Annotated in this window: 21 protein-coding genes and 1 tRNA gene; 13 read left to right on the top strand and 9 right to left on the bottom strand. The window is 69.1% G+C overall.

From position 1 onward, the window contains the following. Positions 1–27 precede the first annotated feature (27 nt). Positions 28–975 carry a nucleoside hydrolase gene (locus FE811_RS13075; protein ID WP_116220781.1) on the bottom strand — a complete coding sequence of 316 codons (948 nt, stop codon included), beginning with the start codon at positions 973–975 and terminating at the stop codon, positions 28–30. Positions 976–1,038: 63 nt separating this feature from the next. Then, positions 1,039–3,495 (bottom strand): penicillin acylase family protein, encoded by a 2,457-nt coding sequence (locus FE811_RS13070; protein ID WP_116220782.1) that lies wholly within the window; start codon positions 3,493–3,495, stop codon positions 1,039–1,041. A 129-nt stretch (positions 3,496–3,624) separates the two neighbouring features. Here FE811_RS13070 and FE811_RS13065 point away from each other — a divergent pair, with 129 nt between their 5' ends. From FE811_RS13065 to FE811_RS13040, 6 genes are all read left to right on the top strand, one after another. Beyond that, positions 3,625–4,491 carry an NAD(P)-dependent oxidoreductase gene (locus tag FE811_RS13065; protein ID WP_116220783.1) on the top strand — a complete coding sequence of 289 codons (867 nt, stop codon included), beginning with the start codon at positions 3,625–3,627 and terminating at the stop codon, positions 4,489–4,491. A 48-nt stretch (positions 4,492–4,539) separates the two neighbouring features. Next, positions 4,540–4,615: transfer RNA gene (locus tag FE811_RS13060), tRNA-Val, on the top strand. A gap of 18 nt (positions 4,616–4,633) precedes the next feature. Next, a complete protein-coding gene (locus FE811_RS13055) occupies positions 4,634–5,695 on the top strand; it encodes a CaiB/BaiF CoA-transferase family protein (RefSeq protein ID WP_181180865.1) in 1,062 nt (353 codons plus the stop codon). A gap of 191 nt (positions 5,696–5,886) precedes the next feature. Continuing rightward, positions 5,887–6,309 (top strand): 50S ribosomal protein L21, encoded by a 423-nt coding sequence (rplU, locus tag FE811_RS13050; RefSeq protein WP_116220832.1) that lies wholly within the window; start codon positions 5,887–5,889, stop codon positions 6,307–6,309. 19 nt (positions 6,310–6,328) lie between these two features. Continuing rightward, entirely contained in the window at positions 6,329–6,601 is a 273-nt protein-coding gene (gene rpmA, locus FE811_RS13045) for a 50S ribosomal protein L27 (protein WP_114535471.1), read from the top strand. A 110-nt stretch (positions 6,602–6,711) separates the two neighbouring features. Next, positions 6,712–7,257, top strand: coding sequence for a GNAT family N-acetyltransferase (locus tag FE811_RS13040; protein WP_036754676.1), 546 nt, complete (start codon positions 6,712–6,714; stop codon positions 7,255–7,257). Between the two features lie 303 nt (positions 7,258–7,560). Here FE811_RS13040 and FE811_RS13035 read toward each other — a convergent pair whose 3' ends face one another. Continuing rightward, a complete protein-coding gene (locus FE811_RS13035) occupies positions 7,561–8,076 on the bottom strand; it encodes a hypothetical protein (RefSeq protein WP_116220833.1) in 516 nt (171 codons plus the stop codon). 128 nt (positions 8,077–8,204) lie between these two features. Here FE811_RS13035 and FE811_RS13030 point away from each other — a divergent pair, with 128 nt between their 5' ends. Continuing rightward, the gene (locus FE811_RS13030; RefSeq protein ID WP_036754663.1) at positions 8,205–8,612 is read left to right on the top strand and encodes a SufE family protein; all 408 of its coding nucleotides are present in this window, start codon (positions 8,205–8,207) and stop codon (positions 8,610–8,612) included. Positions 8,613–8,614: 2 nt separating this feature from the next. Here FE811_RS13030 and mnmA read toward each other — a convergent pair whose 3' ends face one another. Beyond that, a complete protein-coding gene (mnmA, locus tag FE811_RS13025) occupies positions 8,615–9,784 on the bottom strand; it encodes a tRNA 2-thiouridine(34) synthase MnmA (protein WP_036754660.1) in 1,170 nt (389 codons plus the stop codon). A 163-nt stretch (positions 9,785–9,947) separates the two neighbouring features. On the opposite strand from mnmA, the gene FE811_RS13020 reads away from it, so the two are divergent. The 4 genes from FE811_RS13020 (at position 9,948) to recG (ending at position 15,540) form a co-directional block, all read left to right on the top strand. Then, positions 9,948–10,223 (top strand): DUF1153 domain-containing protein, encoded by a 276-nt coding sequence (locus FE811_RS13020; protein WP_036754658.1) that lies wholly within the window; start codon positions 9,948–9,950, stop codon positions 10,221–10,223. A 92-nt stretch (positions 10,224–10,315) separates the two neighbouring features. Continuing rightward, on the top strand, positions 10,316–11,032 hold the full coding sequence (gene ctrA, locus FE811_RS13015) for a response regulator transcription factor CtrA (RefSeq protein ID WP_036754655.1): 717 nt from the start codon (positions 10,316–10,318) through the stop codon (positions 11,030–11,032). A 123-nt stretch (positions 11,033–11,155) separates the two neighbouring features. Then, positions 11,156–13,453 (top strand): NAD-dependent DNA ligase LigA, encoded by a 2,298-nt coding sequence (gene ligA / locus FE811_RS13010; RefSeq protein WP_116220888.1) that lies wholly within the window; start codon positions 11,156–11,158, stop codon positions 13,451–13,453. Beyond that, positions 13,429–15,540 (top strand): ATP-dependent DNA helicase RecG, encoded by a 2,112-nt coding sequence (recG, locus tag FE811_RS13005; RefSeq protein ID WP_116220889.1) that lies wholly within the window; start codon positions 13,429–13,431, stop codon positions 15,538–15,540. The genes ligA and recG overlap by 25 nt, the downstream gene beginning before the upstream one ends. 373 nt (positions 15,541–15,913) lie before the next feature. Here recG and FE811_RS13000 read toward each other — a convergent pair whose 3' ends face one another. Beyond that, positions 15,914–16,348, bottom strand: coding sequence for an iron-sulfur cluster assembly scaffold protein (locus FE811_RS13000; protein WP_116220890.1), 435 nt, complete (start codon positions 16,346–16,348; stop codon positions 15,914–15,916). Positions 16,349–16,408: 60 nt separating this feature from the next. Between FE811_RS13000 and hisI the strand changes: the two genes are divergently transcribed. After that, positions 16,409–16,768 (top strand): phosphoribosyl-AMP cyclohydrolase, encoded by a 360-nt coding sequence (hisI, locus tag FE811_RS12995; protein ID WP_072463542.1) that lies wholly within the window; start codon positions 16,409–16,411, stop codon positions 16,766–16,768. On the opposite strand, the gene gluQRS is transcribed toward hisI, so the two are convergent. The 3 genes from gluQRS to FE811_RS12980 form a co-directional block, all read right to left on the bottom strand. Continuing rightward, entirely contained in the window at positions 16,757–17,620 is an 864-nt protein-coding gene (gluQRS, locus tag FE811_RS12990; RefSeq protein ID WP_166435395.1) for a tRNA glutamyl-Q(34) synthetase GluQRS, read from the bottom strand. The two genes, hisI and gluQRS, sit on opposite strands and share 12 nt — an antisense overlap. Further along, a complete protein-coding gene (gene trmFO / locus FE811_RS12985; RefSeq protein ID WP_116220892.1) occupies positions 17,599–18,939 on the bottom strand; it encodes a methylenetetrahydrofolate--tRNA-(uracil(54)-C(5))-methyltransferase (FADH(2)-oxidizing) TrmFO in 1,341 nt (446 codons plus the stop codon). Before trmFO ends, gluQRS begins: the two co-directional genes overlap by 22 nt. Before the next feature lie 117 nt (positions 18,940–19,056). Next, positions 19,057–19,686, bottom strand: a complete 630-nt coding sequence (locus tag FE811_RS12980; RefSeq protein ID WP_036754782.1) for a 50S ribosomal protein L25/general stress protein Ctc — start codon at positions 19,684–19,686, stop codon at positions 19,057–19,059. A 183-nt stretch (positions 19,687–19,869) separates the two neighbouring features. Between FE811_RS12980 and FE811_RS12975 the strand changes: the two genes are divergently transcribed. Continuing rightward, positions 19,870–20,871 (top strand): acyltransferase family protein, encoded by a 1,002-nt coding sequence (locus FE811_RS12975; RefSeq protein WP_240540431.1) that lies wholly within the window; start codon positions 19,870–19,872, stop codon positions 20,869–20,871. 35 nt (positions 20,872–20,906) lie between these two features. On the opposite strand, the gene FE811_RS12970 is transcribed toward FE811_RS12975, so the two are convergent. After that, positions 20,907–22,070, bottom strand: coding sequence for an alpha-hydroxy acid oxidase (locus FE811_RS12970; protein ID WP_116220894.1), 1,164 nt, complete (start codon positions 22,068–22,070; stop codon positions 20,907–20,909). Positions 22,071–22,221: the final 151 nt, after the last annotated feature.

The raw sequence follows: 22,221 nt of genomic DNA, 5'->3' as shown, positions 1-22,221 counted from the left end.
CCCACCCGCCCGCGGCAGGTGTGGCTGCTATCCGACCCTGCGGTCCAGATCGCCGATCCGTTCCGTCAGCAGCGCGAAGAAGGCATCGGCCTCGACCTCGCGGATGAAGGTGGCGTTGGGCGTCCGGCCGCTGACCCGCCACCAGTCGGCGACTGTCATGCCCAGGGTGTATTCGCCCTGGGTCTCGATCTCGACATTGATATAGCGGCCGGTGAACAGCTCGGGCTTCAGCAGCCAGGCGATGGTGCAGGGGTCGTGCAGCGGCGCGCCCTGGCTGCCGTATTTCTCGCGGTCATAGCGTTCGAAGAAATCGGTCCAGCTGGCGACGGCCTGGCCGACGCGACCCATGGCGCGCATGCCCTCGACCCAGGCGCGGCTGGTCAGGGCGCGATGCGTCACGTCGAGCGGCATCACCGTCAGCGGTGCGCCGCTGGCAAAGACGATCTTCGCCGCCTCGGGATCGACATGGATGTTGAACTCGGCGGTGGGGGTGATGTTGCCCACCTCGAAATAGGCGCCGCCCATCAGCACGATTTCCTGCACCCGCGGGATGATGTCGGGCGCGCGCAGGAAGGCGGTGGCGATATTGGTCAGGGGGCCGATCGGCACCAGCGTCACGCTGCCCGGCTTTTCGCGGCGCAGGGTCTCGATCAGGAAATCGACGGCATGGCCGGGGGCGAGCGGCATGGTCGGCTCGGGCAGGGTGACGCCGTCGAGCCCGGTCTTGCCATGCACATGCTCGGCCGTGATCAGCTTGCGGTGCAGCGGCGCGTCGCAGCCGGCATGGACCGGCAGGTCGGGTCGGCCGGCCAGTTCGCAGACCATCCGGGCATTGCGCTGGGTATGGTGCAGCGGCACGTTGCCGGCGACCGCGCCGAGGCCCAGCACCTCGATCTCGGGGCTGGCCAGGGCCAGCAGGATCGCCACGGCATCGTCCTGGCCGGGGTCGGTGTCGATGATGATCTTGCGCGCCATGGGCTGTCCTTCGCTGCGTCCCGGCCCGCAGGGAAGCCCGGCCGGGCGCGGGATGCAAGCCCCCTAGTCGCCGGCCGGTTGCAGGTGGGTGATGCCCGCCGCCGCCGCCCGCGCCAGCGCCGGGTCCAGCGACATGACCACGTATTCGCCGCGCCGCCACAGCTCGGCCATGTCGTCGTAATGGCGCGAAAAGGGATGGCCCGATTGCCCGGTCGAGATGACGAAGACCGAGCTGTCGGGGTCGGCCAGGTCATAGACGCCGCGATAGGCGGCCCCGGTCACGTTCAGCCAGGGATTGCGGCCCCGGCCCAGGAAGCCGGCATGGGCGATCGTCGCCTCGCCGCCCGAGGTCGGCTGGATCAGGTTCACGATATAGGAGATGCCGCGCATGTCCCCCAGCGCCGGGTGAACATGGCGGGCGCGGTGCAGGTCGCCCCAGCGCCAGCTGGCAAGGTCGGGGCCGAAGCGCGCCACCAGGTCCAGCAGCGCCGCGTCCAGCGCCTGCCGGGCGATCTGGGTGCAGGTCTCGACAGGGGCGGACTGGCGGATGTCGCACCATTCCGAGGCGCCGCCGGCGTCGCGAAACACCCGGTCGATGAAAACGGGGAACAGCTCGGTCAGGTCCTGCGCCAGCGGGCCGAGGTCGTCGCGCACCAGCCGGTCCTGCAAGGCCCGCATCCAGGCGGCATAGATCAGCGGCTCGGGCAGATGCTCGCTCATCGCGCCGTCCCAATTGGCCAGCAGCGCCAGCGCATCCTGGCGCAGCCGCTCGGGCGTGCCCTGGGCCGCGGGTTCGCCGGTGAACCACAGCTCGGCCCCGACCAGCGGCAGCAGGCCGCGGGCCACCGGGCTGACGATGTCGGTCTGCGCGGCGATGAAGCTGTCGCGCGAATGCACCTCGCGCGATTCGATCAGGTGGCGCAGCCGGCCCAGTCGGTAGCCGTCGGCCCGGTCGTGGCCCAGCCCGGCCCAGCCCGGCTCGGCCGCGCCGGTTGCGGCGACGATGCCGCTTTCGGGGCTCAGCTCGGCCAGTTCGGACGGTGCGGGGTCGAGCCCCTGCCAGCGGTTCTGCACGACCCAGCCTGGCGCGGGCATGCGTCCCGCCGTCTGGTGCCCGGCGGGACGCTGCGGCAGGGCGCCGGCCAGCACCTGGCCCACGCCCCGCGCATCGGCCAGCGTCACCGTCAGGGCCGGGGCGACCATGCCGCGCAGCGCCTGTGTCGCCGCCTGGCGGTCCTGCGCCCGCATCAGGCCGATCAGCGCCGACATGCTGCGGTCCTCGCCATGGCCGCCGGTCCAGGACAGCGCCGCGACATGGCCGGCCGGCAGGATGCTGGCAAGGTCCAGATGCGCGGCGGGGATGACCGGGCCGTTCTCGGTCTCGCGCAGGGTGATGGTCTGCGGCTCGGCGCCGCGGATGCGCAGGGTCTCGCGCCGGGTCGCGAACTCGGTCCAGCCCTGCGCGCCGCGATAGCGGTTGGGATCGCCGGGCTGGACCTCCTCGATATACAGGTCCTGGTCGTCGATCCAGGCCGGGGTGATGCCCCAGGCCAGGCCGGTATTGCGACCCGACAGCACCGCGGGAATGCCGGGGATGGTGCCGCCGATCACCCCGCCCGAGCCAAGCTCGATCCGTGCCAGATACCACAGGCCCGGCGCGGTCAGGGCGAATTGCGGGTCATTGGCCAGCAGCGCCCCTCCCGCCGCCGTGCGGCCGGCCGCGGCGGCAAAGCCGTTGGCCGAGGCCCCCGCCGCCGGCGCCAGATAGCCGGCCAGCGTCGCCGTCCAGTCCCGCGGCCCGGCGCCGCGTTCCGGGGCGGCAAAGCGGGCGCCCGGAAAAAGCGCGGCATAGCCGGGCAGCGGCGGCTCGCCCGGCATGGCGACCAGATCCTGCCCGCGTTCGGGCGCGGCCAGAGACAGCCGCGCGCGCAGCACCTCGCGGCGCAGCTGCACGCTGGACGAGGCCGCCAGCAGCTTCAGGATCGCCAGCGAATCCGCCGGTTCCCAATAGGCGATGTCGTCGGGATAAAGGAAGAACTCCGGCGCCCCGCGCCCGCGCGCGCCCAGGTTGACCTGCTCGATCCAGGCGTTGATGCCCGCGGCATAGGCTTGCAGCGCGTCCAGCACCTCGGGGTCCTGGGCCTCGAGCGAGGCGCGGGCATTGCGGTAAAGCCCCAGCCGGCGTGCCAGGTCGTCGGCGGGCAGCGCGCCCATGCCATAGATCTCGGCCAGCCGGCCTTGGGCCGCACGGCGCAGCACGGTCATCTGGAACAGCCGGTCCTGGGCATGGGCAAGCCCGAGCGCAAAGAACACGTCGCGGTCGCTTTGGCCGAAGATATGCGGCACGTCCTCGGTCGTGCGCACGATCTCGACCGGGGCCGAGATGCCCTGGACCGCATAGCTGCCGTCGTAATCGGGCAAGGAGCGGATGGCGAAATACCAGGCCAGCGTCACCAGCGCCAGGGTCAGCAGGATCAGCCCGACCGTCAGGCGCACAAGCCAGCGGAAAAGTGTCACCATGAAAAGGCACGGTCCCGAGCTTGGGCACGAGAGGTTGACCCCCGCGCCGGGTGATGAAATTCATCGGGGTGAATAGGGCAGGGCGCGGGCCGGATCAACGCGCCTTTTCGACACGAAAGGGAGAATCTGATGGCGCGGGTGGCATTTCTGGGACTTGGGGTGATGGGCTTTCCGATGGCGGGCCACCTGGCCGCGGCCGGGCATGAGGTGACGGTCTGGAACCGCAGCCCCGCCAAGGCCGAGGCCTGGGCCGCGCGCCACAAGGGCCGCCTGGCCGCCACCGCACGCGAGGCGGCCGGGGGCGTCGAATTCGTCATGGCCTGCGTCGGCAATGACGACGACCTGCGCCAGGTCTGCCTGGGCGAGACGGGCGCCTTTGCCGGCATGGGCCGGGGCGCGGTCTTCGTCGATCACACCACGGTCTCGGCCGCGGTCACGCGCGAACTGTCCGCGGTCGCTGCCGAGGCCGGGCTGGGCTTCGTCGATGCGCCGGTCTCGGGCGGGCAGGCGGGGGCCGAGGGCGGCCAGCTTTCGGTGATGTGCGGCGGCGCGCAGGCCGATTACGACCGCGCCGAGCCGGTGATCGCCGCCTATGCCAAGATCTGCAAGCTCATGGGCCCCTCGGGCGCGGGGCAGCTGACCAAGATGTGCAACCAGATCGCCATTGCCGGGCTGGTGCAGGGCCTGTCGGAATCGCTGCATTTCGCCGAAAAGGCGGGGCTGTCGATCCCCGAGGTCGTCGAGGTGATCAGCCAGGGCGCCGCCGGCAGCTGGCAGATGGCGAACCGCCACCAGACCATGGCCGAGAACCGCTTCGACTTCGGCTTTGCGGTGGACTGGATGCGCAAGGATCTGGGCATCTGCCTGGCCACCGCCGACGAGACCGGGGCAAGCCTGCCGGTGACGGCGCTGGTCGACCAGTTCTACAAGGAGGTGCAGGCCATGGGCGGCGGGCGCTGGGACACCTCGTCGCTGATCGCGCGGCTGCGCCGGTGACGCCCGTGCTTGCCAAGGACGCCGGGATCGCGCTATCAGCCGGCACGGGGGCGGTTAGCTCAGTTGGTAGAGCGTCTCGTTTACACCGAGAATGTCGGGGGTTCGAGTCCCTCACCGCCCACCAGTCCCCCGGAGGCCGCGAATGACCGGCGCCCTGTCCAGCCTGCGCATCATCGAGATTGCCGGCATCGGCCCCACGCCATTCGCCGCCATGTGGCTTGCCGACCACGGCGCGCAGGTGGTGCGCATCGCCCGGCCCGGCGCGCCGCAGATCTTTCCGCTCGACCGCGACGTGCTCGACCGCGGCCGCGATTGGCTGGAACTGGACCTGAAATCGCCCGAGGGCCACGGGATCGCCCGCGACCTGATCCTGCGCGCCGATGCGCTGATCGAGGGCATGCGCCCCGGCGTGATGGAGCGGCTGGGCCTCGGCCCCGAGGATTTCGCGGAAAACCCGCGCCTGGTCTATGGCCGCATGACCGGCTGGGGCCAGACCGGCCCGCTGGCCCATTCCGCCGGCCACGACCTGACCTATCTGGCGATCACCGGCGCGCTTTCCGCCATCGGTCCCGCGGATCATCCGGTGCCGCCGCTGAACCTGGTCGGCGATTTCGCCGCCGGCTCGATGTATCTGGTCTCGGGCATGCTGGCGGCGATCCTTGCTGCGCGCGAGACCGGCCGGGGCCAGGTGGTCGATGCCGCGATCACCGACGGGGTGGCGCATCTGATGGCGATGATCTCGGGGCTGCGCGCCAACGGGTTGTGGCGGGACCAGCGGCAGGCCAATCTGCTGGACGGGGGCGCGCCCTATTACAGCTGCTATCCCTGCGCCTGCGGCGGCTTCCTGGCCATCGCCGCCATCGAGCCGCAGTTCTGGGCGGAACTGGTCCGGCGACTGGGCCTGTCCGAGGCCGACCTGCCCGACCGCGCCGACCCGGCGAACTGGGCCGCGCTGCGCGCGATCCTGGCCGCGCGCATCGCCACCCGCAGCCGCGACGACTGGGCGACCGTGCTGGAGGGGACCGATGCCTGCGCGGCCCCGGTGCTGTCATTGGACGAGGCGCCGCGCCATCCGCACAACCGCGCCCGCGGCGCCTATAGCGGCACCGATCCGCGCCCGGCGCCGCTCATGTCGGCCGGTCTGGGCGCGCTGCGCAAGGGGCGGCGGCTTGCGGTGGAGGAGGCGCGCGATCTGTGGCGCTGAGCCGCCATTTCGGTTGACTTGCCCGGCCGAATCCGCGATATACCCGCGACCGGCCGGGCACATGTCCGTTGCCGGCATCATATTTTGAACCTCACCCGAAACAATGGGTGCGCTGTCCGAAGGCGGGGCCTGGCCCCGGCAACACCTGCAAGGCAGGGGCCGAAGGACGCGGCAGAGCAAGGAAAGACGGAATGTTCGCAGTTCTCAAGACGGGCGGCAAGCAATACCGGGTTCAGGCCGGTGACGTGCTGCGCGTCGAAAAACTGAACGCCGAAGCCGGCGACAAGGTCCAGTTCAACGACGTGCTGATGATCGGCGCGACCGTGGGCGCGCCGCTGGTTGCCGGCGCCGCCGTGCAGGCCGAGGTGATCGACACCATCAAGGCCGACAAGATCATCACCTATGTCAAGCGCCGCCGCAAGCATTCGTCGCAGCGCACCCGCGGCCACCGCCAGCAGCTGACGCTGGTCCGCATCACCGAGCTGCTTGAAAAAGGCGGCGACAAGACCGATGTGAAAGCCGCCGTCGGCGCGCGCACCAAACTCGAGCCGGCCGCCAAGCCGGCAAAAGCCAAGAAGTCGGAAGCCGAAGCCTCGGCCGAAGACGCCAACTGAGGCAGAAGGAGACTGAGCCATGGCACATAAGAAAGCAGGCGGTTCGTCCCGCAACGGCCGCGACTCGGCCGGTCGTCGTCTCGGCGTGAAACTCTTCGGCGGCCAGCAGGCCGTCGCCGGCAACATCATCGTGCGTCAGCGCGGCACCACCTGGTGGCCGGGCCAGAACGTCGGCATGGGCCGCGACCACACCCTGTTCGCCCTGACCGACGGCCACGTGACCTTCAAGAAGGGCCTCAAGGGCCGCACCTATATTTCCGTGCTTCCCGCCAATCTCGAGGCCGCCGAGTAAGCCGATTTCAACACTCGGGTGCTAAATAGGGGGATCGGCAGGGCCGGTCCCCTTCGCGTTTTCAGGGGCCGCACCCATATGATTGCGAGTAATTGGGGGAGAATAGTGACATGAACGAATTGATTTCCTCGGATGCGCGGCAGATCGAGATCGTGACCGAGCGCTTCGTCCTGCGCCCGCTGCGGGCATCGGATGCCGGGCTCATCGCGCATTACACCGCCGATCGGCGCGTGGCCGAGGGAACCCGTTCGATCCCGCATCCCTTGCCGCCTGGCGCCTCCGAAGCCTATGTCCGCCGGGCGATGGCGGCTGACCGGGACGAGGATGTCTGGGCCATCGACGGCTCGGCCAACAAGCTGGCCGAGGTGCTGGGCGTGGTCTCGCTGACGCGGATCGACAAGGAACAGTCCGAACTCGGCTTCTGGATCGGGGCGGGGTTCTGGAACACCGGCTTCGCGACCGAGGCGGTCTCGGCCCTGGTCGAGGCCAATCCGCACGGCTCGCGCACGCTGTTTGCCGAGGCGTTCCAGGACAATCCCGGCTCGGCGCGGGTGCTGACCAATTGCGGCTTCGAATATCTCGGCGATGCGGAAAGCTGGTCCGTGGCGCGCGCCGCCCGCGTGCCGACCTGGACCTATCTGCGCAAGATGGCCTGACCGGCCGCACCCGCCGGCATTCCGCGAAAAGGCCCGCATGCGTCATGCGGGCCTTTTTCCTGCCACGGCGGCCGCCCTGCCTGCATTCGGCTCATGGCCTGCGCCTCGTCCCCGCTACTCCGGTCTGGCGATCAAGATGACGGACAGGGCGATGCGGCAATGTCGCCCATGGGTATTTGAGGAACGAAGAAGATCCTGGCGCCGCCCACGTCTTCTCCGTTCCTCAAATACCCATGGCGCAACCGTGCCGGTCGCGGTTTGCCTGCAGCCTTTCGCGCTGCCGAACCGAGCCTGGGCCCGGCGTCAGCGGCGCAGCGTGATGGCGTTGCCGGCGCCGGTGATCACCACCTCGCGCAGGTCCGCCAGGGCGGCGTTGGGAAGCGTCAGCGCCACCGTCACCGTATCGCTGGCAGGCTGCGGCGGGTTGGCGGCGGCGAAGGTGTCGGGCAGGGGCGGCTTGCCCACCAGCCGCAGGCGCAGCACGCCGTCCTGATCGGGGCGGATGCGTCCCCTGGGCATCGGCACCTCGGTGACCAGCGCCACATCCCACCAGCCCTTGCTGGCGGCAAGCCCGGTCACGACCAGCATCCGCCCTTCGTAGAGCGGCTCCCATTTCGCGCTGGTGATCTGCGCCAGCGGCAGGCGGCCGTCCTCGATCGCGGTCGGATAGCCGCCTTCGGGCTCCAGCGTCTGCTGGCGGGGCGCGCCGCTGCCGCCGCCGAACCAGCGGAACGGGTTCAGGCTGCTGTCCCCCATGCGGCCGCAACCGCCCAGCACCAGCATCGCACAGGCAAGAATGCCCAAGGTTCCCGACCGCATGAAGGCTGCCCCCGTTTTCCCAAGTCTTTGGCGCAGTGATAGGCCAAGTCGGGCGGGCGCGAAAGCCTCTTTGACCTTGCCGCCCCGTCGCGCTATGCCAGTGCCGCCCGATGCGAGAGGATGCCCCGATGGCCACGCCCGCCTTTGAAGAAATCGCCGAGACCTTCGATTTCCTGGAGGATTGGGAAGAGCGCTACCGCCATGTCATCGAACTGGGCAAGGCGATGGCGCCGATGGATGCCTCGTTGCAGGTGCCCGCCACCAAGGTCGAGGGTTGCGCCAGCCAGGTCTGGATCATGCCCCGGATCGAGGCTGGCCGCTTCGACTTCCAGGGCGACAGCGATGCGCTGATCGTGCGCGGGCTGATCGCCATCCTGCATGCGCTTTATTCCGGCGTGCCGGTCGGCGAGGTGGCGGCGATCGACGCCAGTGCCGAGCTTGGCCGGCTGGGGCTGGAGGAGCATCTTTCGGCGCAGCGCTCGAACGGGCTGCGCGCCATGGTCGAGCGCATCCGCCTGCTGGCTGCGGCGGCCTGAACTCAGCCGCCGCGGCGATGCGAGATCCAGCCGCCGCCCAGCACGCGCGTCCCTTCGGTCGCGTAAAAGACGCAGGCCTGGCCGGGGCTGACGCCCTCTTCCGGGGCCAGCAGTTCGATCTCGGCGCGCCGCTCGCCGGTCGCGCGCAGGATGGCCGGCCGCGGCGGCCGGGTCGAGCGGATGCGGGCGGTGATCGGGATCTCGCCGGCGAAGGGCTCGTCGCCCAGCCAGTTCACCTCGGTCACCGGCACGATCCGGGTCGCCAGCGCCTGCTTGGGGCCGACGACGACGCGCCGCGTCTCGGGCTCCAGCCGCACCACGTAAAGCGGATCGCCCAGGCCGCCGATGCCCAGGCCGCGGCGCTGGCCGATGGTGTAATGGATCACGCCGCGATGCGTGCCCAGGATGTTGCCGTCCATGTCCACGATCTCGCCCGGATCGGCGGCGCCGGGGCGCAGCTTTTCGATCACGCCGGCATAGTCGCCATCGGGCACGAAGCAGATGTCCTGGCTGTCGGGCTTGTCGGCGACCGAAAGCCCGTATTGCGCCGCCAGCGCCCGCGTCTCGGCCTTGCTGGCCAGCCCGCCCAGCGGGAAGCGCAGGAAATCCAGCTGCTCCTGCGTGGTCGAGAACAGGAAATAGCTCTGGTCGCGGGCCGGGTCGGCCGCCATGTGCAGCTCGGCCCCGCGCGGGCCGTCGAAGCGGCGGATGTAATGCCCGGTCGCCATGCAATCGGCATCAAGCTCGCGCGCCGTCTCCAGCAGGTCGCGGAACTTCACCCGCTCGTTGCAGCGGATGCAGGGCACCGGCGTCGCACCGGCCAGGTAGGCATCGGCGAATTCCTCGATCACCGATTCGCGGAACCTGTTCTCGTAATCCAGCACGTAATGCGGAAAACCGATGCGCTCGGCCACGCGGCGGGCGTCGTGGATGTCCTGCCCGGCGCAGCAGGCGCCCTTTTTCGCCAGCGCCGCGCCATGGTCGTAAAGCTGCAGGGTCACGCCGATCACGTCATAGCCCTGCGCGGCCAGCATCGCGGCCACGACCGAGCTGTCCACGCCGCCCGACATGGCCACGACCACGCGCGTCTGCGCCGGCGGCTTGGCAAAGCCCAGCGAATTCACGGTCGAATCTGGCGCGTCATGGCGCAGAGAGGGGCTTGGCGCTGTCATGGATCGTCCTTTGCGCGGGCGCGCTGCTCTGGCCCGCAGTTCATGACATTTATAGGTAAAAACCGGCAATTCTCAAGGGCCGGGCCTGGAAAAACCCTGCGCCACTTCACCGGGGCTTAAGAAGTTTGCGACACAAGGAGGCAGAGAGAACAGGGACTTGCCGATGTTTTTGAAGAAAACTCCCGGTCTGCGCACCGTGATCCTGCCCGATGGCAGCATCCTGACCCAGGCCGATCTGCCCCAGCCGCAGACCCGCTGGGTGGCCAGCCGCAAGGCGGCGGTGGTCGATGCGGTGCATTACGGCCTCTTGTCGCGGGACGAGGCGATTCGCCGCTATGGCCTGACCGAGGAAGAGTTCGACGCCTGGGCCAGCGCCTTTCGCCAGCATGGCCGCAATGCGCTGAAAATCACGCATCTGCAGAAATTTCGGCAACCGTAAGTTGAGACAAATTTGATAAATAGGCCGGTAACGTGATATTAACCTTTTGCTGAGAGGTTTTGCCAGTAGCCTGGTTAGCAAGGGGAAATGACATGCGAATCCTTCTGGTCGAGGATGATCCGACCACGGCGCGCAGCATCGAGCTGATGCTGACGAACGCGAGTTATAATGTTTATCGCACCGATATGGGCGAGGAGGGCATCGACCTTGCCAAGCTCTATGACTACGACCTGATCCTGCTGGACCTGGACCTGCCGGACATGCACGGCATGGAGGTCCTGCGCCAGATCCGCATGTCCCGCATCGACACGCCGATCCTGATCCTGACCGGCTCGGACGACACCGAAAGCAAGCTGCGCGGCTTTGGCTTCGGTGCCGACGACTACATGACCAAGCCCTTCAACCGCGAGGAGCTGGTCGCCCGCATCCAGGCCATCATCCGCCGTTCCAAGGGCCATAGCCAGTCGGTGATCCGCACCGGCGAGATGGTGGTGAACCTGGACGCACGCTCGGTCGAGGTGGGCGGGCGCGCGGTCAATCTGACCGGCAAGGAATACCAGATCCTGGAGCTTCTGAGCCTGCGCAAGGGCACGACGCTGACCAAGGAGATGTTCCTGAACCATCTTTACGGCGGCATGGACGAGCCCGAGCTGAAGATCATCGACGTCTTCGTCTGCAAGCTGCGCAAGAAGCTGGCGGCGGCGATGAACGGCGAAAGCCATATCGAGACGGTCTGGGGCAGGGGCTATGTCCTGCGCGACCCGGCCTCCGAGACGCAGAACCCCGAACGCATGGCCCTGCGCGCCTGAGCCCGGCGGGGCTTCGGGGTCGCGGAAGACCGTGGGGCCGGGCGCTGGACAACCCGGCCTTCGCCCCGGTATCACCTGCTGCGCAGATCACGGCCCGCAAGGCCGACAGAAGGCGGAGGGCAGATGGCCGGAGATGACGAGGATCGGGCGGTTCCGGCGGGGGAGCCGGCAGCGCCGGCTGCGGCCCTGCCGCCCGTCTCCAGCCTGGACGCCGAGGCCGCCGAGGCCGAGCACGCCCGGCTGAGCGACGAGGTGGCGCGGGCGAACCTGGCCTATTACCAGGAAGATGCGCCCTTCATCAGCGATGCCGAATACGACGCCTGCAAGCGCCGGCTGGAAGAGATCGAGGCGCGCTTTCCCCATCTTGCCCATCCCGGCAGCCCGACCGAGCAGGTCGGCGCCACGCCCGATACGCGCTTTGCCAAGATCCCGCATCGCCTGCCGATGCTGTCGCTGGAAAACGGCTTTACCCAGGGCGATGTCGAAGCCTTCGTGCAGCGGGTGCGCTCATTCCTGAACCTCGCCCCCGGCGCGGCGCTGGAGATCACCGCCGAGCCCAAGATCGACGGGCTGTCGCTGTCGCTGCGCTACGAAGGCGGGCGGCTGGTCCAGGCCGCGACCCGCGGCGACGGGGCGGTGGGCGAGAACGTGACCGCCAACGCCCGCACCATCGCCGACATTCCCGGCCAGCTTGCCGGCGACGACTGGCCCGACGTGCTGGAGATCCGCGGCGAGGTCTACATGTCGCATGTCGATTTCGAAAAGCTGAACCAGTCTGACAGCGGCCGGGTCTTTGCCAACCCGCGCAATGCGGCGGCGGGCTCGCTGCGCCAGCTCGACCCTGCGGTGACGGCATCGCGGCCCCTGCGCTTCTTTGCCTATGCCTGGGGCGAGGTCAGCGCGCCCTTTGCCCGCACGCAGATGGAGGCGGTGCGGCGGATGCAGGATTTCGGCTTCCAGACCAATCCGCTGACCCGGATCTGCGCCTCGGTCCAGGACATGCTGGCCGCCTGGGCCGAGATCGAGCAGATGCGCGCGACCTTGGGCTATGACATCGACGGCGTGGTCTACAAGGTGAACGACCTTGGCTATCAGGCGCGGCTGGGCATGCGCTCGACCACGCCGCGATGGGCGCTCGCGCACAAGTTCCCGGCCGAGCGCGCCTGGACCCGGCTGGAAGCCATCGACATCCAGGTCGGCCGCACCGGCGCACTGAGCCCGGTGGCGCGGCTGCATCCGGTGACGGTGGGCGGGGTCGTCGTCTCGAACGCCACCCTGCATAACGAGGATTACATCGCCGGCCGCGGCGCCGACGGCAGCGAGATCCGCGGCGGCAAGGACATCCGCATCGGCGACTGGGTCGAGGTCTATCGCGCCGGCGACGTGATCCCCAAGGTCGCGGACGTGGACCTGGCCAAGCGCCCGCCCGAGGCCGCGCCCTATGCCTTTCCGGCCACCTGCCCGGAATGCGGCTCGCCCGCGATCCGGGAAGAGGGCGATTCGGTCCGCCGCTGCACCGGCGGGCTGATCTGCCCGGCCCAGGCGGTCGAGAAGCTGCGCCATTTCGTCTCGCGCGCCGCCTTCGACATCGAGGGGCTGGGCGCCAAGCTGGTCGAGGAGCTGTTCCGCGACGGCTGGATCGCCGAGCCGGCCGACATCTTTACCCTGGAGGACCGCTATGGCCCCGGCCAGCCCCGGCAGCTGAAGAATCGCGAGGGCTGGGGCGAGAAAAGCGCCGCGAGCCTGTTCCAGGCCATCCAGAAGCGCCGCGAGATCCCGCTGGCGCGGCTCTTGTTCGCGCTCGGGATCCGCCATGTCGGCGAGGTCGCGGCGCAGGATCTGGCCCGCCATTACGGCAGCTGGCAGGCGCTGGAGGCGGCGCTCGACACCGCGCGCCCGGCCGCCATCGCCCATCGCGCCGCCGAGGAGGCGGTCCAGGCCGAACGCGAGGCCGCGCAGGCCGAGGGCCGTCGCGCCCGCCCCGCGGAGGCGCGCGCCGCCGCCTTGGCGCAGGCCGACCTGCCGGCCGATGCGGCGAATGCCTGGGCCGGGCTGATCGCCGCCGACGGCATCGGCCCGGTGCTGGCCATGTCGCTTTCGGACGCCTTTGCCAATGAGCGCGAGCGGGCGGCGATCGACCGGCTGGTCGCGCATCTGACCGTGCTGCCGCCCGAGGCGCGCGCCACCGACAGCGCCATCACCGGCAAGACGCTGGTCTTTACCGGCACGCTGGAAAAGATGACGCGGGCCGAGGCCAAGGCGCGGGCCGAGGCGCTTGGCGCCCATGTCGCGGGCTCGGTCTCGGCCAAGACCGACCTGCTGATCGCCGGGCCGGGCGCGGGGTCGAAGGCGAAGAAGGCGGCCGAGCTTGGCATCAAGGTCATCGACGAGGACGAATGGCTGGCGATCGCCCAGGGGTGACGGGCCGGCCGCCGGCGCTGTTCCCGCTGTTCGCGGGCGTCGAGACCCTGCCCGGTGTCGGCCCGCGCGCGGCCGAATCCTTTGCCCAGATGGGCGTGACGCGGCTGCGCGACCTGGTCCTGACCCTGCCGCATTCCGGCATCCGCCGCCGCCCGATCGCCCGACTTGTCGAGGCCCGCCCGCCCGAGATCGTCACCGTGGCCGTCACCGTGCAGCGCCACAGCCCGCCCACGGCCAAGGGCCGGCCCTGGCGGGTGCTTTGCTCGGACGGCAGCGCCGACCTGCTGCTGGTCTTCTTCCATCCGCGCAAGGACTGGATCGAAAGCCAGCTGCCCCTGGGCGCGCGGCGGCTGGTGTCCGGCAAGGTCGAGCTGTTCGACGGCGTGGCGCAGATGGTGCATCCCGACCATATCGGCGCCGAGGGTGTGGCCCCGCCGCCGGAATTCGAGCCGGTCTATCCGCTCTCGGGCCGGCTGACCCAGGGGGTGGTGCAAAAGGCGGTGGGGGCCGCGATGGCGCGGCTGCCGCAGGCGGGCGAGTGGATCGACGCCTCGGTCCTGGCGCGCGAGGGCTGGCCGGCCTGGGCCGAGGCGCTGGCCCGCGCCCATGCGCCCCAGGGGCCGGCGGGCCTGTCGTCGACCGATCCGGTGCGCGCGCGGTTGGCCTATGACGAGCTGTTCGCGCATCAGATGACGCTGGCGCTGTTGCGGCGCGACCGGCGGCGGCAGGCGGGGCTGTCCACGCAGGGCGACGGCCATCTGCGCGCCAAGGTGCTGGCCGGGCTGCCCTGGCCGCCGACCGGGGCGCAGGCCCGCGCGGTCGAGGAGATCGCCGGTGATATGGCCGCGCCGCGGCGGATGAACCGGCTGCTGCAAGGCGATGTCGGCGCCGGCAAGACGCTGGTCGCCTTCCTGGCGCTGCTGGTCGCGGTCGAGGCGGGCGGGCAGGGCGTGCTGATGGCCCCGACCGAGATCCTGGCGCGCCAGCATTTCCGCGCGCTGGAGCCGCTCGCGCGGCTGGCCGGCATCCGGCTCGAGGCGCTGACCGGCCGCGACAAGGGCGATGCGCGCGCCAATATCCTGACCGACCTGGCCGAGGGCCGCATCGACATCCTGGTCGGCACCCATGCGGTGATCCAGAAATCGGTCGAGTTCCACGACCTGCGGCTGGCCATCGTCGACGAGCAGCACCGCTTCGGCGTCAACCAGCGCATGGAACTGGGCGCCAAGGGCGGGCACCAGCCGCCCGACATGCTGGTGATGACGGCGACGCCGATCCCGCGTTCGCTGGCGCTGGCGCAATTCGGCGACATGGACCTGTCGGTGCTGGACGAAAAGCCCGCGGGGCGGCAGCCGATCCGCACCACGGTGATCTCGGACGCCCGCATGGCCGAGGTGGTGGCGCATCTGGCCCGCGCGCTCGAGGGTGGGGCGCGGGCCTATTGGGTCTGCCCGCTGGTCGAGGAAAGCGAGGCGGTGGACCTGACCGCGGCCGAGGCGCGCTTCCAGGAGCTGCGGGCGCGATTCGGCGCGCAGGTGCGGATGGTGCATGGCCAGATGCCGGCCGAGGAACGCGATGCCGCCATGGCCGATTTCGCCGCCGGGCGGGCGCGCATCCTGGTCGCGACCACGGTGATCGAGGTCGGCGTGGACGTGCCCGAGGCGACGATCATGGTGATCGAGCGCGCCGAAAGCTTCGGCCTGGCGCAATTGCACCAGCTGCGCGGCCGGGTCGGGCGCGGTTCGGGCGCGTCGAGCTGCCTGCTGATGTATCACGAGCCGCTGTCGGAAACCGGGCGGCGGCGGCTGACGATCCTGCGCGAGACCGAGGACGGTTTCCGCATCGCCGAGGAAGACCTGGCCATGCGCGGCGCCGGCGACGTGATCGGCACGGCGCAATCCGGCCTGCCGCGATTCCGCATCGCCGACCTGGAACGCCAGGCCGGGCTGATGGCCCTGGCGCGCAAGGATGCGCAGAGCTTCCTGGAGCGCGACCCTGCGATGGAGAGCGAGCGCGGCCAGGCGGTGCGGCTGCTTCTGTGGCTGATGGAACAGGACCGCGCCATCCGCCTGATCACCGCCGGATAGATGTTCGCAGGATGTTCTTAAAAAGTTCTTTACTTTGTTCCCGACTCATGAGAACAAACCATAAACGAACCGTGGAGAGACCTCATGACCCGCGAATCCCTCTCTGACCTGCTCGGCACCGTCGCGATCTCGGTGACGGCGATCATCCTGTTTTCGCTGCCTTCGATCCTGGCAGCCTGATCCCTACTGCCCCGCGCAATCGACGGCCCTTCGCCTGGGGCCGGTCCCTTTCCCCGGACGATCCTGCGCGCAACTGCCGGTCCCCTGCGGGCCGGCTTTCTTTTTTTATCGCCTCCGGCGGGAGTATTTGGGGAACGAAGAAGCCGGGCGGGGCGCGCCTCCGGCGGGGGTATTTGGGGAACGAAGAAGCCGGTCAGGCCGAGGCGTCGATGGCGCCCAGGAGCGCCTCCCAGGCCAGCAGGATCGAGGCGTGGCGGTTCGGGAATTCGCGGGCGGGCAGCAGCGCCTCGAGTTCCTCGAAGGGGGCGGCGGGGGCGGGGCCGCCGGATTTCAGCATGGCCTGCAATTCGTCGCGGGCCTGCGCGATCTCGGCCCGTGTGCGGCCGAGCGCGGTGCGGCCCAGCACCCCGGCCGAGGCCTGGCCCAGGGCGCAGGCCCGCACCTCTTGCGCGAAATCGGCGATGCGGCCGTCCTGCATCGCCACATGTGCCGTCACCGACGAGCCGCATTGCGGCGAACGGCGATGGGCGCTGCCTGTCGCATGGTCAAGCTTGCCCAGATGCGGGATGTCCGAGGCCAGCGCCAGGATGCGCCGGGAATAGAGCTGCATCAGGTCGCTGTCGGACATGGTCTTTTCCCTTGCTGCCGCCCGGTCTAGATAGGGACGGTGCAGCCGAAAGGAAAGCCGATGTTCGACCCCGCCAGCCTGAAATATGACGCGAAGGGCCTGATTCCCGCCATCGCGCAGGATCATCGGAGCGGCGAGGTGCTGATGATGGCCTGGATGAATGCCGAGGCCGTGCAGCGGACGCTGGAGACGGGACGCGTCACCTATTGGTCGCGCTCGCGCCAGGGCTTCTGGGTCAAGGGCGAGAGTTCGGGCCATGTGCAGAAGCTGGTGGAGTTGCGGGTGGATTGCGACCGCGACTGCCTGCTGCTGCTGGTGGACCAGCATGGGCCGGCCTGCCACACCAACCGGCGCAGCTGCTTTTACACCGCCATCCGCGAGGGGGCGGAGGTCGTCATCATGGAGCCGTCAGAAGCCTAGCCGGCGGCGGATCTCGTCGGCGCTGATGCCTTCGTCGCGGAACAGCTTCAGCGCGCGGGCGTCGTCGCGCTTGGCCAGCCGCTTGCCCTGGTCGTCTCGGATCAGCCGGTGGTGGTGATAGCGCGGCGTCGAAAGCTCCAGCAGTTTCTGAAGAAGCACATGGATCCATGTTGAATCCAGAAGATCTTTTCCGCGCGTGACCAAGGTGATGCCTTGGGCGGCATCGTCCACCACCACCGAAAGGTGATAGCTGGTGCCCATGCCGCGCCGCGCCAGAACCACATCGCCGATGCCGGCGATGAAATCCTGCGCCGACAGCCGGTGCGGCAGGCCGGGGGCGACATTCTCGTCGAGGAAGGCGATCTCGTCGAGGCCGAGGTGCCGGAACGCGCGGGCGGCGTCCAGGCGGATGGCGTCGTCCGGCCCGGCATCCGCCATGGGGCAGTGGCGGCAGGTGCCGGGATAGACCGGGCCGTCCGGGCCGATGGCCGGCGCCGCACCTTCTTGCGGGGCGGAAAGCGCCGCGCGGATGTCGGCGCGGCGGCAGCGGCAGGGATAGGTCAGGCCAAGCGCCGCCAGCCGGTCGAGCGCCGCCTGATAGGCGGGCAGGCGTTCGGACTGGCGCATGACCGGCTGCGGCCAGTCGAGGCCCAGCCAGTGCAGATCCTGCGCGATCAGCGCCTCGTATTCCGGGCGGCAGCGGGATTGGTCGATGTCCTCGATCCGCAGCAGGAACTGGCCGGGATCGGCCAGCCGCGCGGCGGTCAGCGCCGCGAAGGCATGGCCCAGATGCAGGGGGCCGGTCGGCGAGGGGGCGAACCGCGTCCGGTTCAACTCTGCCCCGCAAGCCATTCATTAAAATCGGCTTTTGCCCGGTCGGTATAGGCCGGGTAGCGGTCCTTGCGCCCCTTGCGGCCGCCGCGCATGGCGTCCAGCGGCGGGTAGAGGCCGAAATTCACGTTCATCGGCTGGAAGGTTCTGGCATCCGCGCCGCCGGTGATGTGGTTGACCAGCGCGCCCATGGAACTGGTCGCGGGCGGCGGCGGCAGGTCGCGCCCCAGCGCCTCGGCCGCGGCCATGCGCCCGGCGAGCAGGCCCATGGCGGCGCTTTCGACATAGCCCTCGACCCCCGTCACCTGGCCGGCAAAGCGCAGGTTCGGACGCGCGCGCAGCCGCAGCCGGTCGTCGATCAGCCGCGGCGAATTCAGGAAACTGTTGCGATGGATGCCGCCCAGACGGGCGAAACTCGCGTCCTGCAATCCGGGAATACGCCGAAAAACATCCACTTGCGCGCCATATTTCATCTTGGTCTGGAAGCCGACGATATTGTAGAGCGTTCCCAGCGCATTGTCGCGGCGCAGCTGCACCACGGCATGGGGCTTTTCCGCCGGGTTATGCGCATTGGTCAGGCCGACCGGCTTCATCGGGCCGTGGCGCAGGGTCTCGCGGCCGCGCTCGGCCATCACCTCGATCGGCAGGCAGCCGTCGAAATAGCCGGCCGTTTCTCCCTCGTGGAACTCGGTCTTGTCGGCCGCCAGCAGGGCGTCGATGAAGCCCTCGTAATCCGCGCGCGTCATCGGGCAGTTGATATAGGCGGTGCGCTCTTCCTCGGTCTCGCCCTTGTCGTAGCGGCTTTGGCGCCAGCAGATCGACATGTCGATGCTCTCGGCATGGACGATGGGGGCGATGGCGTCGAAGAAGGCAAGTGAGCCCTCGCCGGTCAGGTCGCGGATCGACCGGCCGAGCGCGTCCGAGGTCAGCGGGCCGGTGGCGACGATCCAGCGCCCCTCGGAGGGCAGGCTGCGGATCTCGCCGGGCTGGAAGCTGACCAGCGGCTCGGCCTGCAGCGCCTGCGTCACCGCCTGCGAGAAGGCGTCGCGGTCCACGGCCAGCGCGCCGCCGGCCGGCAGGCGGTGGCGGTCGGCCATGGCCATGATCAGCCCGCCCGCCGCCCGCATCTCCCAATGCAGCTGGCCCACGGCGTTCATGCGGTCGTCGTCCGAGCGGAAGCTGTTCGAGCAGACCATCTCGGCGCAATCGCCGGTGCGGTGGGCGAAGGTCGCGACCTGGGGCCGCATCTCGTGCAGCACCACCGGCACGCCGGCGCGGGCGATCTGCCAGGCGGCCTCGGACCCGGCAAGGCCGGCGCCGATGATATGGATCGGTTCCATGGTTTTCCCCTTCGCGTCAGGCGCGATCTCCTAGCAACCGCGGGCCATGACGGCAAGAGAAAGGGCGGCGCCCGCAGGGGTGCCGCCCGATGTGATTCGCCTTGCCTGGGCCTGCGATCAGGCCTCGGTGGCCTCGCCTTCGGCAGCGGCGGCTTCCTCGTTGTCGGCCGAACGCAGGCCCGAGGGCGCCGCGATATTGGCGATGACGAAATTGCGGTCGATGGTCGGCTTCACGCCGGCGGGCAGCACCACGTCGTTGATGTGGATGGTGTCGCCGATCTGCTTGCCGGTCAGGTCCACGGTGATCTGCTCGGGGATGTCCGAGGCGGTCACGACCAGTTCGACCTCGGGGCGCACCACGACCAGCGTGCCGCCGCGCTTGAGGCCGGGGGCGGCTTCCTGGTTTTCGAAGTTCACGTGGATGAACAGGTTCACGCGGGTGTTGCGGTGCAGGCGCATGAAGTCGATATGCGTCGGCAGGTCCTTGACCACGTCGCGCTGGACGCCGCGGCAGACGACGCGCACGTCGTCCTGGCCGTCGATCTTCAGGTTCCACAGCGTGGACATGAAGCGACCGGCGCGCAGCTTGGTCAGCAGCGAGTTGAACTCGATTTGGATCGGCTGCGGCTCCTTGCCGTCGCCATAAACGATGCCGGGCACCTTGCCTTCGCGGCGAGCTTGGCGGGCGGCCCCCTTGCCTGTCCCCGCGCGTGCCTCGGCCACCAGATCCGGGATCTCTTTGGCCATGATGGTATTCCTTTGTTGACGGTTCGCGGCCATCCTCCAAGGGTGCATGGCCGAATGCGGGCCTATAGCGCGACGTCAGATGGATGTGAAGCGAAAAAACACTTGCATGCGAGGGGAAAAAGGCTTGTCAGATGGCCCTCGCGGTTGCAGAGCATTGCAGCACACGGGGCCGGGGTTTTCGCGTTGCATCGTATTCATTCGCTGGACTATCTCAAGCTGGGATTGGCGGTCCTGGTTGCCTTTGCCCATACCTACTGGCTGCAGTCGCACATGACGCCCAGGCTGTTCATGATCGGCAACGGGCTGATGCGGGTCATGGTGCCGGCCTTCTGCATCGTGGCGGGCTATTTCCTCTATTCTGCGGTGGCGCGCGACAAGGGCAACAAATGGCTGGCCCGCGTGGCGGCGCTCTACCTGTTCTGGATGGCGGTCTATCTGCCCTTCTGGCTGAACGAGGTGCATGGGCTGGTCTCGCTGCTCAAGACCCTGGCCTGGGGCTATTTCCACCTGTGGTTCATGGCCGGCATCCTGGTCGCCGGGGCGGTGATCCTGCTGCTGCGCGGCATCGCCCGCGCGCTGGCGCCGGCCTATGAATACCGCATCCTGCTGGCGGCCGCGGCGGTCTGCGCCGCGACCGGGCTGGTGCTGCAATATGTCGCCCTGTCGGGGATCGCGCCTATCGGCGTCAAGAAATTCTCGAACGGCCTCTTCATGTGCTTTCCCTTCGTGGCCATCGGCTATCTCTGCGGCCGGCGCATGGCGCGGCTGGGGATGGCGGGGCTGCCGCCGCGCTGGCTGGTGCTGGCCGCCACCGCCGCCGGGGCCGGGCTGCTGATGGCCGAGGCCTGGCTGGTGCAGGCCTGGCGCAGCGACCAGGTGATGCTGGACATCCCGATCAGCTCTTACGTCGCGGCGCCGGCCCTGTTCGTGGCGGTGCTGGGCACGGCCATGCCGCAGCCGCCGATCCGGCTGGATCCGATCTCGGCCATGATCTATTTCATGCATGTGATGGCGCTGCATCTGGCCCGCTCGCTGGGTTTCGAGCATCTGGGCGAGCTGATGCTGTTCGCGCTCGGCCTGCCGACGCTGGCCGCGCTGCTGCTGGGCCGGCTGCCGATCCCCGGCTTCGGCAAGGACAGGAAGCGTGGGCGGGGCGAACGGCCCCGGCCCGATCCCGCGCCCTAGCCTGACATTCTAGCCCGACATTCTAACCCGGCACCCTAGCTCCAGGGCTGCAGGAAGTCCTGCGGCACCAGCAGGTTGTGGCGGTCGAGATTCTTGACGTCCCGCTCGCCGCAGAGCGCCATGGTGATGTCCAGCTCCTTCTGGATCACCTCCAGCGCGCGGGTCACGCCGGCCTCGCCCATGGCGCCCAGCCCATAGATGAAGGCGCGGCCGATATGGGTGGCATGTGCCCCCATGGCCAGCGCCTTCAGCACGTCCTGGCCCGAACGGATGCCGCTGTCGAGATGGATCTCGACCCGGTCGCCCACCGCCTTGACGATCTCGGGCAGCATGCGGATGGAACTGACCGCACCGTCCAGTTGCCGGCCGCCGTGGTTGCTGACGATGATCGCATCGGCGCCGAAATCCGCGGCGATGCGGGCGTCCTCGGGGTCGTTGATGCCCTTGAGGATCAGCTTGCCGCCCCAGAGGTCGCGGATGCGGGCGATCTTGCCCCAGTCGAGCTGCGGGTCGAACTGCTCGGCCGTCCAGGCGACCAGCGACGAGGGATCGCCCACCCCTTTGGCATGGCCGACGATATTGCCGAAGAAGCGGCGCCTGGTCTGCAGCATCTCGATGCCCCAGCGCCATTTCGTCGCCAGGTCCAGCAGCACCGGCAGGGTCAGCCGCGGCGGCGCGGACAGCCCGTTCTTCAGATCCTTGTGGCGCTGGCCCAGGATCTGCAGGTCCAGCGTCAGCACCAGCGCCGAGCAATGGGCACGCCGGGCCCGCTCGATGATCGCCTCCAGGAACTCCTGGTCGCGCATCACGTAAAGCTGGAACCAGAACGGCGCCTGGGTCGCCTGGGCCACGTCCTCGATCGAGCAGATCGACATGGTCGAAAGCGTGAAGGGCACGCCAAAGGCTTTCGCCGCCCGCGCCGCCTTGATCTCGCCATCGGCGCATTGCATGCCGGTCATGCCGACCGGGGCCAGCGCCACCGGCATGGCGACCTTCTGCCCGATCATCGTGCTTTCGGTGGTGCGCCCGGTCATGTCCACGGCGACGCGCTGGCGCAGCTTGATGCGCTGGAAATCGCTGCAATTGTCGCGGAAGGTGCCCTCGGTATAGCTGCCGCTTTCGCAATAGTCGTAGAACATGCGGGGCACGCGTCGGCGATAGATCGCCTTCAGGTCGTCGATGCAGGTGATGACCGGCATGGGCTTCTCCTCAGTTCGGCGGGCAATCGGCGCTGCCCTCGGGGCAGTCCTCGGCCGGGGATTGCTGCGACAGCGCCTTGGCGCGGGCGCGCAGGGCCTCGGCGCGGCGCTGCAATGCGGCGTCGCCCGCGGCGGGCGCTGCGCCGGCGCG

This window comes from Paracoccus sp. FO-3 (assembly GCF_006386455.1).
GTDB classification, from domain to species: domain Bacteria; phylum Pseudomonadota; class Alphaproteobacteria; order Rhodobacterales; family Rhodobacteraceae; genus Paracoccus; species Paracoccus versutus.
The sequence above is the reverse complement of the archived record's forward strand: the minus strand, read 5'-3'. Positions and strand labels throughout refer to the sequence as shown.